The following is a 15,096-nucleotide window of genomic DNA, read 5'->3' as shown; positions in this document are numbered from 1 at the left end:
ACGGGGATACCTCATTACGTCTATATGTCCTGACATATGGTTGACATGCTGATGTGACGGCGGCCACACTGGCCGGGTCACGACGTTCAGCGACAAGGCAGGGGTGACATGGTGCGAAGCCGGATCGCTGGTGCTCCGATCTCGTGGGGAGTGTGCGAGGTCGCGGGATGGGGGTTCCAGATGGAGCGTGAGCGGGTGCTCGACGAGATGCGTGAGCTCGGCCTCGCGGCCACCGAGTTCGGCCCCGAGGGGTGGCTCCCCGAGGACCCGCAGGCCCGGGCGCAGGAGCTGCGCGCCCACGGGCTGCAGGCCGTCGGTGGATTCCTGCCGATCGTGCTGCACGACCCGACGAGCGACCCGACGCCGGACTTCGACGACTTCGCCGACGCGTGCGTCGCCGCAGGTGCGGAGGTGGTCGTGCTCGCCGCGGCGACCGGGGTGAACGGGTACGACGCCCGGCCCACCCTCAGCGAGTCCGAGTGGGCGACGCTGTGCGCGAACCTCGACGCGCTGCACGACCGTGCTCGCGCACGCGGCCTCCGCGCGGTGCTCCACCCGCACGTCGGCACGCTGGTCGAGGGCGCCGCGGACCTCGAGGTCGTGCTGACGCGATCACGCGTGGCGCTCTGCGTCGACACCGGGCACCTGATGGCCGCCGGCGTCGACCCCGTGCAGCTCACCAAGGACCACGTCGACCGTGTGGCGCACGTGCACCTCAAGGATGTCGACGCGGCGCTCGCGACCGAGGTCCACGCCGGGCGGGTCGCGTTCAGCGACGCCGTACGCGCCGGTCTGTTCCGTCCGTTGGGCACGGGTGACGTGGACGTCGCCGGGATGGTGACGCTGCTGGAGGGGCACGGCTACGACGGGTGGTACGTGCTCGAGCAGGACGTGATGCTCGACGGCGACCCGGCAGGACCGGGACCGGTCGGCGACGTGCGGGCCAGCCTCGCGTACCTCGAGGGCATCGCGTCGTGACAGCCTTCGACGTGCTGACGATGGGGCGTGTCGGCGTCGACGTCTACCCGGAGCAGGTGGGCGTCCCGCTCGACGAGGTGACGTCCTTCGGCAAGTTCCTCGGCGGCAGCCCGACGAACGTCGCGGTCGCGGCGGCGCGGCTGGGTCACCGCAGCGCGGTGATCACCCGGACGGGAGAGGACCCGTTCGGACGGTTCGTGCACCGTGCACTCACCGGACTCGGCGTCGACGACCGCTTCGTGAGCGCCGTCCCTGGGCTGCCGACACCGGTGACGTTCTGCGAGATCTTCCCGCCGGACGACTTTCCGCTGTACTTCTACCGCCTGCCGACCGCCCCGGACCTCCAGATCCGGGCCGACGAGCTCGACCTCGACGCCGTCCGCGACGCGGAGGTGTTCTGGGTGACGGTGACGGGGCTGTCCGAGGAGCCGAGCCGTGAGGCGACCCTCGCAGCGCTCGAGGCACGCGGAGGCCGGGGGAAGACCGTGCTCGACCTGGACTACCGGCCGATGTTCTGGTCCTCGCCCGAGGAGGCGACCGCGCAGGTGGCACGAGCGCTGCCGTACGTCACGGTGGCGGTCGGCAACCGCGAGGAGTGCGAGATCGCGGTCGGCGAGTCCGACCCCCACAGCGCCGCGAAGGCGCTGCGCGACGCCGGTGTCGGCCTCGCGGTCGTCAAGCAGGGGCCCGCAGGCGTCCTTGGCTCCGACGCGACGGGCGACGTCACCGTCTCGCCTGTCCCGGTCACCGTCGTCAACGGCCTTGGCGCGGGCGACGCGTTCGGTGGTGCACTGTGCCACGGGTTGCTGGCAGGTTGGGACCTGCGGCGCACGCTGTCTTTCGCCAACGCCGCAGGCGCGTACGTCGCGGGACAGCTCGCCTGCGCCGACGCGATGCCCGACGTGGACCAGGTGACCCGGATGCTCGGAGGTGGCGCATGAGCACGGGACTCAGCGGCTCGGCCGTGGCCGACCTCCTGCGGGTGCGCGTCGACGACCCGGAGCGCATCGGCCGGCTCGCGGCGGAGCGCCTGCAGCCCGCCGGGATGTCCGGCGCCACCGGGCGGCTGCTGCTGGTCGCGGCCGACCACCCCGCCCGTGGAGCGCTCCGAGCGGGCGACTCCGCACTGGCGATGGGGGACCGGGCAGCCCTCCTGGACCGCGTCGTCCGGGCGCTGGCCCGCCCGGGGGTCGACGGGTTCCTCGGGACGGCCGACCTCGTCGACGACCTCCTCCTGCTGGGGGCGCTCGAGGGCAAGGTGGTGTTCGGCTCGATGAACCGTGGCGGGCTGGCGGGCACGAGCTTCGAGATCGACGACCGCTTCACCGGGTACGACGCCGCGGCGATCAACCGGGCAGGGCTGCAGGGCGGCAAGATGCTCCTGCGCATCGACCCGTCCGACCCCGCGACCGTCCGGACGATGGAGTCGTGCGCGCGAGCGGTCGACGACCTCGCCGCGCACGGGCTGGCCGCGATGGTCGAGCCGTTCATCTCCCACCGTGACGAGCACGGCCGCGTACGCAACGACCTGACGCCGGCGGCCGTGGTGCGCTCGGCGACGGTGGCCGCTGGTCTCGGGGGCACGTCCGCGCGGACCTGGCTGAAGCTCCCGGTCGTCGACGACATGGAGACCGTCCTGGCCGCGACGACGCTGCCGGTCCTGCTGCTCGGGGGCGAAGTGTCCTCCGACCAGCGGGCACAGTTCGCGCAGTGGTCGCAGGCGCTGGCCAGTCCGAACGTCGCGGGCATGGTCGTGGGGCGCTCGCTGCTGTTCCCGCCCGACGGCGACGTGGAGTCCGCGGTCGACGCGACGGTGGAGATGGTCGCGCGATGAGCGGCGTGGTGAGGAGCGCGGCGGACGGCCAGGTCGCGGTCGACGTCACCCCGCAGAGCGCGGGCTGGGAGTTCAGCGGCCTGCAGGTCCTGCGTCTGGCCCCCGGCGAGTCGTACGCTCTCGCGACCGGCGGCACGGAAGCCCTGGTGCTCGCCCTCTCGGGGTCGTGCCGCGTTCGCTGCGGGTCCGAGGAGCTCGAGGTCGCCGGGCGCCCCGACGTCTTTGCGGGTCCGAGCGACTTCGTCTACGTGCCCCGCGACGCGCACGCCGAGGTGGTCAGCGACGACGGCGGACGCTTCGCGGTCGCGTCGGCCCGCTGCGGACGGACGCTGCCGTTCCGCCACCAGGCGGCGGTCGACGTCCCCGTCGAGCTGCGCGGAGCGGGCAGCGCGAGCCGGCAGGTGCACAACCTCTGCCTGCCGGGCACGTTCGAGGCCGACCGGCTCATCGTCTGCGAGGTCCTCACACCGGCCGGCAACTGGTCGTCGTACCCGCCGCACAAGCACGACGAGGAGCGCGAGGGCGAGTCCGTGCTGGAGGAGATCTACTACTTCGAGGTCGCTGACGGGCCCTCCGGCCCGGGCATCGGCTACCAGCGCGTGTACGGCCACGACGGGGCGGAGATCGACGAGCTCGCGGAGGTGCGTACGGGGGACGTCGTGCTGATCCCGCACGGCTGGCACGGACCGTCGATGGCTGCGCCCGGCTACGACCTCTACTACCTCAACGTGATGGCCGGGCCGGGCGCCGACCGGGCGTGGCTGATCAGCGACGACCCGCAGCACGCCTGGGTCCGCGACACGTGGGCGGCCCAGGCGGTCGACCCCCGGCTCCCGATGGGAGGATCCCGATGACCACGACACGACTGACCGTCGCCCAGGCCGTCGTCCGATTCCTGGAGGTGCAGCACGTCGAGCGGGACGGTGTCGAGAACGCCTTCTTCGCAGGGTGCTGGGGCATCTTCGGTCACGGCAACGTCGCGGGCGTCGGGCAGGCGCTGCTCGAGCGTGAGCATGCGGGTGACCCGTCGCACCTGCGCTACCTGCAGGGCCGCAACGAGCAGGCGATGGTCCACGCCGCCGTCGCCTACGCCCGTCAGCGCGACCGCCTGGCCGCGTTCGCTGTCACGGCCTCGGTCGGACCGGGCTCGACCAACATGGTCACCGGCGCCGCGCTCGCGACGATCAACCGCCTGCCCGTGCTGCTGCTTCCGGGCGACGTCTTCGCGACCCGCGTCGCGAACCCCGTGCTCCAGGAGCTCGAGGACCCGACCAGCATGAACGCGTCGGTCAACGACGCCTTCCGCCCGGTCTCGCGCTACTGGGACCGGGTCGAGCGACCGGAGCAGCTCCCGTCCGCGCTCCTCGCCGCGATGCGCGTGCTCACCGACCCCGCCGACACCGGCGCCGTCACGCTGTGCCTGCCGCAGGACGTGCAGGCCGAGGCGTACGACTGGCCGGACGCGCTGTTCGAGCGGCGCGTCTGGCACATCGCCCGTCCGGTGCCCGAGCCCGCACTCGTCGAGCGGGCCGCCGCGCTGGTCCGGTCAGCGCGTCGACCGCTGCTCGTCGCCGGCGGCGGCGTCATCTACTCCGGGGCCGACACGGCGCTGCGCGCGTTCGCCGAGCAGACCGGCATCCCGGTCGCGGAGACCCAGGCGGGCAAGGGCTCGCTCCCGTACGACCACCCGCAGGCCGTCGGCGCGATCGGGGCGACCGGGACGGCTGCGGCCGACGCGCTCGCGAACGAGGCCGACCTGGTGATCGGCGTCGGGACCCGCTGGAGCGACTTCACCACCGCCTCGCGCACCGTCTTCGCCGACCCCGGAGTCCGCTTCGTCAACCTCAACGTCGCCGCGGTCGACGTCCACAAGCAGTCCGGGCTCGCCCTGCTCGCCGACGCACGCAGCGGTCTCGAGGCGCTGACCGACGCGCTCGGCGGCTGGAGCGCACCCGCCGAGCACACCGCCGGCGCCACCGAGCGCGCCCGCGCCTGGGACGACGTCGTGTCCGCCGCGTACAGCGTCGAGCACGCGCCGCTGATGGCGCAGTCCGCCGTGATCGGTGTCGTCAACGAGAGCACCGACCCGCGCGACGTGGTCGTCTGCGCAGCGGGCTCGATGCCGGGAGACCTCCACAAGCTCTGGCGAACCCGCGACCGGAAGGGCTACCACGTCGAGTACGGCTACTCCTGCATGGGATACGAGATCGCCGGCGGGCTCGGCGTGAAGCTGGCCGCGCTCGACACCGACGACGACCGCGACGTCGTCGTCATGGTCGGCGACGGCTCGTACCTGATGATGGGGACCGAGCTCGTGACCGCGGTCGCCGAGCACGTCAAGATCATCGTCGTGCTCGTGCAGAACCACGGCTTCGCATCGATCGGCGCGCTGTCCGAGTCGCTCGGCTCGCAGCGCTTCGGGACCCGCTACCGTTACCGGACCGCCACCGGGCTCGACGGTGACCGGCTGCCGGTCGACCTGGCCGCCAACGCCGCCTCGCTCGGTGCCGACGTCATCTCTGCCAAGGGGATCGACGACCTGCGGGCCGCGCTCGTCAGCGCGAAGGCGTCCGACCGTACGACCGTCGTCCACGTGGAGACGGACCCCCTCGTACCCGCGCCGGACAGCCCCGCCTGGTGGGACGTCCCCGTGGCCGAGGTCTCAGAGCTCGCGTCGACGCGCGACGCCCGCGCGGCGTACGAGGGCCACAAGCTCAACCAGCGTCATCATCTCGATCACAACCGCACACAAGGAGATCGGCTGCCATGAAAACTCTCAGACTCGTCGGGGTCGTCGCGGCCTCGGCACTGGCCCTCACCGCATGCAGCGGGACGGGCCAGGACGACGACGGCGCGTCGGACAACAAAGAGGACTGGACCTACGCCGTGATCACGCACTCCAGCGCGGGCGACGCGTTCTGGGACCGGGTGAAGTCCGGTGCCGAGCAGGCGGGCGACGACTACGGGGTCACGGTGCAGTACGACAGCGACCCGGACCCGGCGGGCCAGTCGCAGAAGATCGACGGCGCGGTCGCCGACAAGGTCGACGGCATCGTCGTGTCGATGGCCAACCCCGACGGTCTCGAGACGAGCATCAAGGCCGCGGTCGCCGCGGGCATCCCCGTGGTGACGATCAACTCCGGCGTCGACCGCTTCAAGGAGTTCGGCGCGATCACGCACGTCGGGCAGAGCGAGACGATCGCCGGCGCGGCCGTCGGCGAGCGCCTGAAGGCCGAGGGGATGACGAACGTCGTCTGCGTCATCCAGGAGGCGGGCAACGTCGGCCTCGAGGAGCGCTGCAAGGCTGTCGGCGAGACCCTCGGCGGGACCGTCGAGAACCTCCAGGTCGACGGCACCGACGACGCCGCCGTCCAGGCGAGCATCACCTCGAAGCTGCAGGCCGACTCCTCGATCGACGGCGTCCTGACCCTCGGCGGACAGTACGCGATCGACGCCGTCGCGGCGGTCGAGCAGGCCGGCAGCGGGGCGAAGGTCGCCACGTTCGACCTCTCCGAGGACGTCATCACCAACATCCAGGACGGCAAGATCCTCTTCGCCGTCGACCAGCAGCCGTACGTCCAGGGATACCTCGGCGTCACGACGCTCTACCTGAAGGACCTCAACGGCAACGACGTGGGCGGCGGCCAGCCGGTCAACTCGGGCCCTGCGTTCGTCACGCAGGACAATGCCGACGACGTCCTCGAGTTCGCCAAGAACGGGACGCGCTGACGTACCCGGTGGGGCCTCGGTGACCGGGGCCCCACCACCACCCCCGAGCAGCCACCCCGACAGGAGATGACGATGGCAACGGCAACGGCACCACCAGACGAGCGCGTCGCGACGACGGGACCGGTCGCGCGGCTCCTGAAGCGCCCCGAGATCGGCGCGCTGATCGCCGCACTCGTGGTCTTCCTGTTCTTCGCGCTGACCACGGAGACGTTCGCCACGCCTGCCGGGGCGAGCACCTGGCTGCAGACGTCGTCGACGATCGGGATCATGGCGGTCGCCGTCGCGCTCCTGATGATCGGAGGAGAGTTCGACCTCTCGGCCGGCGTCATGACGGGATTTACGGGCCTGACCGTCGGCGTCCTCACCACGCACTGGGGGCTCAACATCTGGGTCGCGATCGTGGTGGCGCTGGCGCTGGCCCTCGCCGTCGGCGCTCTCAACGGCTTCATGGTGATGAAGACGGGTCTGCCGAGCTTCATCGTCACCCTCGGCACGTTCTTCGTGCTGCAGGGCATCGATCTCGCGCTGGTGAAGCTGATCATCGGCCAGGTCGCGATCCAGGGGATGTCGAACGTCCCGTACTACGACCAGCCGAAGAAGCTCTTCGGATCGACGTTCGAGGTCGGCGGCGCCACGATCCACGTGTCGGTGATCTGGTGGATCGCGGTCACGATCATCGCGTCGTGGATCCTCATGCGGACGCGCGCCGGCAACTGGATCTTCGCGGTCGGCGGCGCGCAGGGCGCGTCGCGCCAGGTCGGCGTACCCGTGTTCCGGACCAAGATCGGCCTGTTCATGACCACGGCCTTCGCGGGCTGGATCGTCGGCATGCTGGTGCTGTTCCGGACCTCGACGGTGCAGAGCAACACGGGCATCGGCCAGGAGTTCATCTACATCATCTGTGCGGTCGTCGGCGGGTGCCTGCTCACAGGCGGGTACGGCTCGGCCGTCGGCGCCGCGCTGGGTGCGCTGATCTACGGGATGGTCAACCAGGGCATCCCGTACTCCGGCTGGGACAGCAACTGGCTGAAGGCGGTCCTCGGCGTCATGCTCCTGGGGGCCTGCCTCATCAACAACTGGGTTCGCAAGAGGGCGGAGAACGCACGATGAGCGCTGCGCGCAAGGACGAGGCGGTCGAGGTCAGCACGAGCGCGCCGCCGCCTCCGGGGACGCCGATCATCGAGGTCCGCGACATCGGCAAGCGCTACGGCAACGTCATCGCGCTGAGCGACGTCACGACGACGGTGAAGGCCGGCGAGGTGACGTGCATCCTCGGCGACAACGGCGCCGGGAAGTCGACCTTCATCAAGATCCTCGCCGGGGCCCACGAGCACACCGACGGCACGCTGCTCATCGACGGCATCGCACGCCAGTTCTCGAGCCCGCGTGCCGCGCTCGGCCTGGGCATCGCGACGGTCTACCAGGACCTCGCGGTCGTGCCGTTGATGCCGGTGTGGCGCAACTTCTTCCTCGGGTCGGAGCCGACCAAGGGTGCGGGACCGCTGCGGCGGCTCGACATCGCGGCGATGAAGCGCATCACCAAGAGCGAGCTCGCCGACATGGGCATCGATCTTCGCGACGTCGACCAGCCGATCGGGACGCTGTCGGGCGGCGAGCGCCAGTGCGTCGCGATCGCCCGAGCGGTCTACTTCGGCGCGCGCGTGCTGATCCTCGACGAGCCCACCGCCGCGCTCGGGGTGAAGCAGTCCGGGGTGGTCCTCAAGTACATCGCGGCGGCGCGCGAGCGCGGCCTCGGCGTCGTCTTCATCACGCACAACCCGCACCACGCCTATCCCGTGGGCGACCGCTTCGTGCTGCTGCGCCGCGGTCGCAGCATGGGTGACTTCCCGAAGTCGGAGATGACCCTCGACGAGCTGACCGCGATGATGGCCGGCGGCGCCGAGCTGGAGGCACTGAGCCACGAGCTCAGCCGCGACCTCGGCGCCGACTCCGCGATCGCGCAGCAGATGGTCGCGGACGCGGCCGACGTCGAAGCTGCGATCGAGGCGACGCCACCCACGGACGGAGGGCCCCGCGGATGACGACCCGCACGCTCGGTGTCGGCGTGGTCGGCCTCGGGTGGATGGGGGAGGCCCACACCCGCGCGTACGCCCGCCTCCTCCACCACTACCCGGCCGCGCCGCTGCGCCCGGTCCTCGTCGCGGTCGCGGACCCGGCCGACGACGACCGGGTCGCCCGCGGTGCTGCCGCGTACGGGTTCGCCCACACCTACACCGACTGGCGCGACCTGCTGGCCCGTGACGACGTCGACGTCGTCTCGGTGACCGGCCCGAACTACGTCCACGCGGAGATCGGCACCGCGGTAGCCGAGGCCGGCAAGCACCTGTGGATCGAGAAGCCGGCCGGTCGCAGCGTGGCGGAGACCCGCGCCGTGGCCGCGGCGGTGGAGGCGGCCGGCGTGCAGTCGGCGGTCGGCTTCAACTATCGCAACGCGCCGGCCGTCGAGCGCGCCCGCGAGCTCGTCGGGAGCGGTCGGATCGGCACGGTCACGCACGTCGACGTCCGGTTCTGCTCCGACTACGCGGCCCACCCGCAGGGTGCGCTGTCGTGGCGGTTCCAGAACGCGTACGCCGGCTCGGGCGTGCTGGGCGACCTGGTCAGCCACGGGGTGGACCTCGCCCGGTACGTCGTCGGTGACATCGCCGAGCTGGTGGCCGACGACGCGCGGTTCGTGGCGCAGCGCCCTGCCGCCGTCGGCGCGGCGTCGCACTTCGCGCGCGGGGGCGACGGACCCCTGCTCGACGTGGAGAACGAGGACTACGTCGGTGCTCTGCTGCGCTTCGCCGGGGGAGCGCGAGGCACGTTGGTGTCCAGCCGCGCCTCGGTCGGGGAGCAGTGCACGTACGGCATCGAGGTGCACGGCACCACCGGCGCGCTGGCCTGGGACTTCCGCCGGATGGGGGAGCTGCGGGTCTGCCTGGACCAGGACTACCAGGACGCGTCGTACGCGACGTGGTTCGCGACCCCCCGCGACGGCGAGCTCGGCGCCTTCCAGCCGGGCACGGGCATCGCGATGGGATACGACGACCTCAAGGTGATCGAGGCCGAACGGCTCGTCCGCTCGATCGCCGAGGGCAAGCCGTACGGCGCGACCCTGCACGACGCGGTGGTGGCGGCGGAGGCCGTCGAGGCGCTCGCCCGATCTGTCGCCGAGCGCCGGTGGGTGAGCCTGTGAGCACCGTCCTGCGCGTCGGAGTCGTCGGCGCGGGCGCGATGGGCGCCGATCACGTCAGGACGCTCACGACCGCCGTCCCAGGCGTCGCCGTGACCGAGGTGTACGACCGCGACACCGAGCGGGCCACTCAGGTCGCTCAGGGGGCCGGTGGGTCCGTCGCGACGTCGGCGGAGGATCTGATCGGGTCCGACCAGGTCGATGCCGTGGTCATCGCGTCGCCGGACTCGACGCACGCCGACCTGGCGGTGGCCTGCATCGCCGCGGGCAAGCCGGCGCTGTGCGAGAAGCCGCTCGCGGTCACCGCGCAGGACGCGCTCCGGGTCGTGGAGGCCGAGGTCGCGCTCGGACGGAGGCTCGTCCAGGTCGGGTTCATGCGCCGGTACGACCCGGGCTACGCGCACCTCAAGGCAACCGTCGCCTCGGGTGCCCTGGGGGAGGTGCGCGTGGTGCACAACGTGCACCGCAACGCGTCGAGCACGACCAGCGCGACCGGGCCAGGCATCGTCACCGGATCGATGATCCACGAGCTGGACACGGTCGCGTGGCTGCTGGACGACGAGGTCGTCGGGATCAGGATCGAGTCGCCGGTGCGCGACGGGCTCCCCGACCCGCAGCTCGCGACGCTCGAGATGGCCGGGGGAGCGCTCGCGACGGTCGAGGTGTTCGTCAACGCCGGCTACGGGTACGACGTGCGCTGCGAGGTCGTCGGCACGGCCGGCACCGCCGCTCTCGCGCCCGCGCCCAGCGTCAGCACGAGGATCGCCGGCGTGGACGGCGTCGCGGTCGCGAGCGACTTCGTCGCCCACTTCGCCGACGCCTACCGGATCGAGCTCACGGCGTGGGCCAGGGCCGCGTCGGCCGGCGCGGTCGACGGACCGACCACCTGGGACGGCTACCGCGCGAACGTCGTCGCCGAAGCCGGGGTCGCCGCCCTCGTCGGCGGTGCCCGGCAACCGGTCCTCTCCGCGTCGCGCCCCGCCCTGTACGCCGTGGGTGCGCGATGAGCGCGGTGCGGATCGGTCTGGTCGGGGCAGGTCGCATCGGTGCCGCGCACGCACGGACCCTCGTCGAGCGGGTCCACGGCGCCGAGCTCGTCGCGGTCGCCGACCCGCGGCCGGGGGCGGCGGACGCGCTCGCCGTACCCCTCGGCGCTCGGGGCGAGACCTCGCCCGAGGCGATCCTGAGCGCGGACGACGTGGACGCGGTGGTCGTCGCGGCGTCGTCGACGTCGCACTCTGTGCTGGTGGTGGCCGCCGCCGAGGCGGGCAAGCACGTCTTCTGCGAGAAGCCGGCGGGCATGTCGCTGGCCGAGATCGACGCAGCACGCGATGCGACGTCCGCGGCGGGGGTCGTGTTCCAGGTCGGTTTCAACCGGCGGTTCGCCCGCGACTTCCGTGCCGCCAGGGACGCCATCGTGGACGGTGCGATCGGGTCCGTGCGCATGCTCCGCTCGCTCACCCGCGACCCCGGCGATGGTCCGGCCGATCCCGGGGCTGTACCGGAGTGGACGATCTTCACCCAGACCCTGATCCACGACTTCGACACCCTCAACTGGTTCAACCCCGGCGCCCGCGCCGTCGACGTCGTCGCGACCGCCGACGCGCTCGTGGCTCCCGACTTCAAGGCCGCCGGGCTGCTCGACTCGGCGGTCGTCGTGATCCGCTACGACAACGGGGCGATCGCGACCGCCGAGGCGAGCTTCGCCGCGGCGTACGGCTACGACGTACGCGGTGAGGTCCTGGGGTCCGCCGGCATGGTCACCGCCGGGGACGGTGCGAGCTCGTCGATGCGGCTCCACGACGCGTCGGGGCGGCTGGCGCGGACCAGCCACAGCGACGTCGCGCTGCTCGCCGACGCCTACGCCGCGGAGTTCCACGAGTTCGTCGACGCCGTGCGGGAGGGGCGTACGCCCGCCGTGACGGGCGACGACGCCCGCGCGGCGTTCGCGGTGGCGGAGGCCTGCATCGCGTCGGTGCAGAGCGGAGCGCGCGCTGCGGTCCACCCGTCGGACGCGGTGGTGTGACGCCGTGACCTTCACCCTCGCGGTGTGCTCCGAGATGGTCCACCTGGAGCTCCCGCACCTCGAGCGCGTCCGCCGGATCCACGAGGCAGGCTTCGCGGTCGAGATCTGGGACTGGACGGCCAAGGACGCCGACGCGCTGGCGGCGACCGGGGCGCGGTTCACGTCGATGACCGGCTACGTCACCGGCGACCTGATCACGCCCGACGGCGCGGACGACCTGCTGCGCACCGCTGCCGAGTCGATCGCCTTCGCCGCCCGGATCGCCTGCCCGTCGCTCAACGTCCACGGCACCGGGCTCGGCGAGGGCGGCATCCCGGTCCGACCGGTGGAGGTCGTGACGGGCGACATGTGGCTGGCGGCGGTGCGTACGCTCGAGCGCCTCGCTGCCCTGGCGGAGCAGGAGGGCGTGACCTACGTCCTCGAGAACCTCAACACCGCCGTCGACCACCCTGGCACGCCGTTCGGACGGGCCGCCGACACGCTCGCGCTCGTACGGGCGGTCGGCAGCCCGAACCTGCGGATGAACCTCGACCTGTACCACGCCCAGATCGGCGAGGGGAACCTCGCAGACCTGGTGCGGGACGCCGCGCCGTACCTCGGCGAGGTGCAGGTCGCCGACGTCCCCGGGAGGCGCGAGCCCGGCACGGGCGAGGTGCGCTGGCCGTACGTCGCCCGCGTCCTCGCCGATGTCGGCTATGCCGGGGTCGTGGCGATGGAGGCCTGGGCGTCCGGTGACTCCGACGTCGCGATGGAGCGGTTCCGGGAGGCGTTCACGCTCGACTAGCGTCCCCGGCCGACAGGACGTCGGTCGCTCGGTGAGGATGCGTCACGCCGTCGAACAACGCGATCGCTCCGGCGGAGTTGTTCGCACGGAGCGGCACGATCGCCTGGTACGCCTCGGACGCGTACCACTGCTCCGCGCCGCGCGGGTCGTCGAACTCGATGAGGATCAGCTGCCCGGGCCAGACGCCTTCGCGCTCGACAGGGGCAGCACCGTGGACGAGGAAACGTCCGCCGAACGGCTCGAGGGTCTGATCGATCCGTTCGAGGTACTCCTCGATCGCGGGGCCCAGGTCGACGTCGGTCAGCAGGGCGACGGCATAGCTCTTCGGCATCTCGAATCGCTCGGCGGGCTCAGGCATCGGCGGGCACATGTCACGCTCCTCGTCTCGCTCGGCGGCGGTTCCGCCGGCTGCTCGGTCGACCGTAGTCGAGTCGACGCGAGCTGACGATTACTTTCGAGGTCATGGCCCGTAGGTGGCCGGCACCGCCCTCAGAGCACCGCGCCGTGGTCCGGGTCCTCGCCCCGGTCGTGGTCGCCTCGGCGCACCAGCAGCACGACCAGGGCGACGACGAACCCGACGACCGCCAGCGCCGGCACGACCCCCGGGACAGGGGCGCCGCTGATCGCCAGCACGAACAGCAGCCCGGGCACGCCGAGCAGCGCTCCCCAGGCGAGACGGGTCAACCGGTCGCCGCGCGGGAGGGGACCAGGATCCGGTGGGACGAAGTCGTCGTCGCCCCACTCGTCCTCCTCCTCAGGCGGCACCGGGTCCGACCACCGGGGCTGGAACACGCCGTGCTGCGCGAGCAGGTCACCCGGGTCCGCAGCACCGGGTGTCTCGGCGGGCGGCTCACGGTCCGGAAGCGGCTCGGGCTCGGGGACCGACAGCTCCAGCCCGGCGACGATGCGCTCGAACTCCTCGTCGTCCGAGGACGATGTGCCACTCATCGGGCTGGATCGCCTTCCTTGCTCGAACCTGCGGTGTGCCGGGCGATGAACTCGGCCGACTCGGTCCAGATGCGCTCGGCGTCGTGGTCGATCGTCGCCACGTGGTAGCTGTCGTGCAGGATCGTCTCGATCGCGACCGCCGACGAGACCCCGGCCAGGATGATGCGCGCGGAGGACGGGTCGACCACGTGGTCGTCGGTCGACCGGAACAGCAGCAGCGGCTGCGAGACCCGGTGGAGGTTGGCGCGGACGTCGGCCCACAGACGCGTCTGCGACCACAGGGCGTGCAGCGGGGTCCGGTCGTACCCCGACTCCTCGACGCCCGGCTTCTTGATGTCGTTGCCGATGCCCGGCAGCGACGGCACGAGGTGGCGCAGCACAGGCAGGGCGGCGAGGCGGCGGTCGACCAGGTTCACGGCCGGGTTCACCAGAACCACGGCATCGACGTCGGCAGGGCGCTGCTCCGCGAGCCGCAACGTCAGCGCGCCACCCATCGACAGCCCGGCGACGGCGACGTGGTCGCAGCGCGACCGCAGCTCGGTCAGCGCACGGTCGGCCTCGGCGTACCAGTCCTCCCAGCGGGTGGCGTTCATCTCGCGCCAGGTCGTGCCGTGGCCGGGGAGACGGGGGACGCGGACGGTGTATCCCTGCTCGGCGAGGGCGGCGCCCCAGGGCGTCATCGAGGCCGGTGACCCGGTGAAGCCGTGGAGGAGCAAGACCCCTGTCGGTCCCCCGTCGGACGACATCGGGTGCGCGAGGGGGTGGATCTGGGCGGAGTCGGGCATGGCCCCATCTTCGCCCAGCGCGCGCCCGTCCGTACAGCACACGGCGCAAGGCGCTGTACGCTCATCCCTGATCGAGGAGGAGATCTCTTGCTCTACTGGCTGCTCAAGTTCGTGATCCTCGGCCCGGTGCTGAAGCTGATCTTCCGCCCCGAGGCCACGGGGACCGAGACCGTCCCCACCGACGGGCCGGTGATCCTCGCGAGCAACCACCTCTCGTACAGCGACTGGCTCTTCATGCCGCTGGTGGTCCCGAGGCGCGTCACCTTCGTCGCCAAGGCCGAGTACTTCACCACGCCCGGCATCAAGGGCTGGTTCCAGAAGAACTTCTTCTCCGGGACCGGCCAGGTGCCGATCGACCGGACCGGCGGGCGCGCCTCCGAGGGCGCGATCATGACCCAGCTCCGCCTGCTCAGGAAGGGCGAGGTCTGCGGGATCTACCCCGAGGGCACCCGCTCGCCGGACGGCCGCCTGTACCGAGGCCGTACGGGGGTGGCTCGGCTCGCGCTCGAGTCCGGCGTGACGGTGATCCCGGTCGCGGTGTCCGGGACCGACGTGGTCGCGCCGCCCGGGAAGATCTTCGGCCGGTTCACGCGGCCGTCGGTGCGCTTCGGCACGCCGCTCGACTTCAGCCGCTACGAGGGCATGGCCGACGACCGGTACGTCCTGCGGGCGATCACCGACGAGATCATGTACGAGATCATGCGCCTGTCAGGTCAGGAGTACGTCGACACGTACGCCTCGCGCTCCCGCAAGCCCGACCCCGAGAACCTGGCAGACCCTGAGGTCCGCGAGCTTCCCAAGGCCTCCTAGGACTCCGGA

The 15,096-nt window shown here is 71.8% G+C and carries 16 protein-coding genes; 13 read left to right on the top strand and 3 right to left on the bottom strand.

Annotated elements, in window-relative coordinates; translation table 11 throughout:
• The first annotated feature begins 108 nt into the window (after window positions 1-108).
• The 12 genes from GH747_RS07890 to GH747_RS07835 all read left to right on the top strand — a co-directional run bounded on the left by GH747_RS07890 (window position 109) and on the right by GH747_RS07835 (window position 12,544).
• Entirely contained in the window at window positions 109-978 is an 870-nt protein-coding gene (locus GH747_RS07890; RefSeq protein ID WP_149769032.1) for a TIM barrel protein, read from the top strand.
• Window positions 975-1,919, top strand: coding sequence for a 5-dehydro-2-deoxygluconokinase (gene iolC, locus GH747_RS07885; protein ID WP_267236162.1), 945 nt, complete (start codon window positions 975-977; stop codon window positions 1,917-1,919). Before GH747_RS07890 ends, iolC begins: the two co-directional genes overlap by 4 nt.
• Entirely contained in the window at window positions 1,916-2,812 is an 897-nt protein-coding gene (locus GH747_RS07880) for a Cgl0159 family (beta/alpha)8-fold protein (RefSeq protein ID WP_149769031.1), read from the top strand. The genes iolC and GH747_RS07880 overlap by 4 nt, the downstream gene beginning before the upstream one ends.
• Window positions 2,809-3,666 carry a 5-deoxy-glucuronate isomerase gene (gene iolB / locus GH747_RS07875; protein WP_149769030.1) on the top strand — a complete coding sequence of 286 codons (858 nt, stop codon included), beginning with the start codon at window positions 2,809-2,811 and terminating at the stop codon, window positions 3,664-3,666. Before GH747_RS07880 ends, iolB begins: the two co-directional genes overlap by 4 nt.
• Window positions 3,663-5,582, top strand: a complete 1,920-nt coding sequence (iolD, locus tag GH747_RS07870; RefSeq protein WP_149769029.1) for a 3D-(3,5/4)-trihydroxycyclohexane-1,2-dione acylhydrolase (decyclizing) — start codon at window positions 3,663-3,665, stop codon at window positions 5,580-5,582. The genes iolB and iolD overlap by 4 nt, the downstream gene beginning before the upstream one ends.
• Window positions 5,579-6,541 (top strand): sugar ABC transporter substrate-binding protein, encoded by a 963-nt coding sequence (locus GH747_RS07865; protein ID WP_149769028.1) that lies wholly within the window; start codon window positions 5,579-5,581, stop codon window positions 6,539-6,541. Before iolD ends, GH747_RS07865 begins: the two co-directional genes overlap by 4 nt.
• A 72-nt stretch (window positions 6,542-6,613) precedes the next feature.
• Window positions 6,614-7,651 carry an ABC transporter permease gene (locus tag GH747_RS07860; protein WP_194842895.1) on the top strand — a complete coding sequence of 346 codons (1,038 nt, stop codon included), beginning with the start codon at window positions 6,614-6,616 and terminating at the stop codon, window positions 7,649-7,651.
• Window positions 7,648-8,583: an ATP-binding cassette domain-containing protein gene (locus GH747_RS07855; protein ID WP_149769026.1), complete on the top strand. Its 936-nt coding sequence runs from the start codon at window positions 7,648-7,650 to the stop codon at window positions 8,581-8,583. The genes GH747_RS07860 and GH747_RS07855 overlap by 4 nt, the downstream gene beginning before the upstream one ends.
• Window positions 8,580-9,737: a Gfo/Idh/MocA family protein gene (locus GH747_RS07850; protein WP_149769025.1), complete on the top strand. Its 1,158-nt coding sequence runs from the start codon at window positions 8,580-8,582 to the stop codon at window positions 9,735-9,737. The genes GH747_RS07855 and GH747_RS07850 overlap by 4 nt, the downstream gene beginning before the upstream one ends.
• Window positions 9,734-10,741, top strand: coding sequence for a Gfo/Idh/MocA family protein (locus GH747_RS07845; protein ID WP_228552828.1), 1,008 nt, complete (start codon window positions 9,734-9,736; stop codon window positions 10,739-10,741). The genes GH747_RS07850 and GH747_RS07845 overlap by 4 nt, the downstream gene beginning before the upstream one ends.
• On the top strand, window positions 10,738-11,760 hold the full coding sequence (locus GH747_RS07840; protein ID WP_149769024.1) for a Gfo/Idh/MocA family oxidoreductase: 1,023 nt from the start codon (window positions 10,738-10,740) through the stop codon (window positions 11,758-11,760). Before GH747_RS07845 ends, GH747_RS07840 begins: the two co-directional genes overlap by 4 nt.
• A 4-nt stretch (window positions 11,761-11,764) precedes the next feature.
• Complete coding sequence (locus GH747_RS07835; protein WP_228552827.1) at window positions 11,765-12,544, top strand: TIM barrel protein; 780 nt, start codon at window positions 11,765-11,767, stop codon at window positions 12,542-12,544.
• Here the strand turns inward: GH747_RS07835 and GH747_RS07830 are convergent.
• From GH747_RS07830 to GH747_RS07820, 3 genes are all read right to left on the bottom strand, one after another.
• Complete coding sequence (locus GH747_RS07830; protein WP_228552826.1) at window positions 12,531-12,914, bottom strand: DUF1330 domain-containing protein; 384 nt, start codon at window positions 12,912-12,914, stop codon at window positions 12,531-12,533. The genes GH747_RS07835 and GH747_RS07830 overlap by 14 nt on opposite strands.
• Before the next feature lie 119 nt (window positions 12,915-13,033).
• Window positions 13,034-13,492, bottom strand: a complete 459-nt coding sequence (locus GH747_RS07825) for a hypothetical protein (RefSeq protein ID WP_149769023.1) — start codon at window positions 13,490-13,492, stop codon at window positions 13,034-13,036.
• Complete coding sequence (locus GH747_RS07820; protein ID WP_149769022.1) at window positions 13,489-14,277, bottom strand: alpha/beta hydrolase; 789 nt, start codon at window positions 14,275-14,277, stop codon at window positions 13,489-13,491. Before GH747_RS07820 ends, GH747_RS07825 begins: the two co-directional genes overlap by 4 nt.
• A gap of 87 nt (window positions 14,278-14,364) precedes the next feature.
• Between GH747_RS07820 and GH747_RS07815 the strand changes: the two genes are divergently transcribed.
• A complete protein-coding gene (locus tag GH747_RS07815) occupies window positions 14,365-15,087 on the top strand; it encodes a lysophospholipid acyltransferase family protein (protein WP_149769021.1) in 723 nt (240 codons plus the stop codon).
• Window positions 15,088-15,096 lie beyond the last annotated feature (9 nt).

Origin of the sequence: Mumia xiangluensis (assembly GCF_010994095.1) — a bacterium.
Taxonomy (GTDB): Bacteria; Actinomycetota; Actinomycetes; order Propionibacteriales; family Nocardioidaceae; genus Mumia; species Mumia xiangluensis.
Note: the sequence above shows the minus strand (reverse complement) of the source record. Positions and strands in the feature narration are given on the sequence as shown.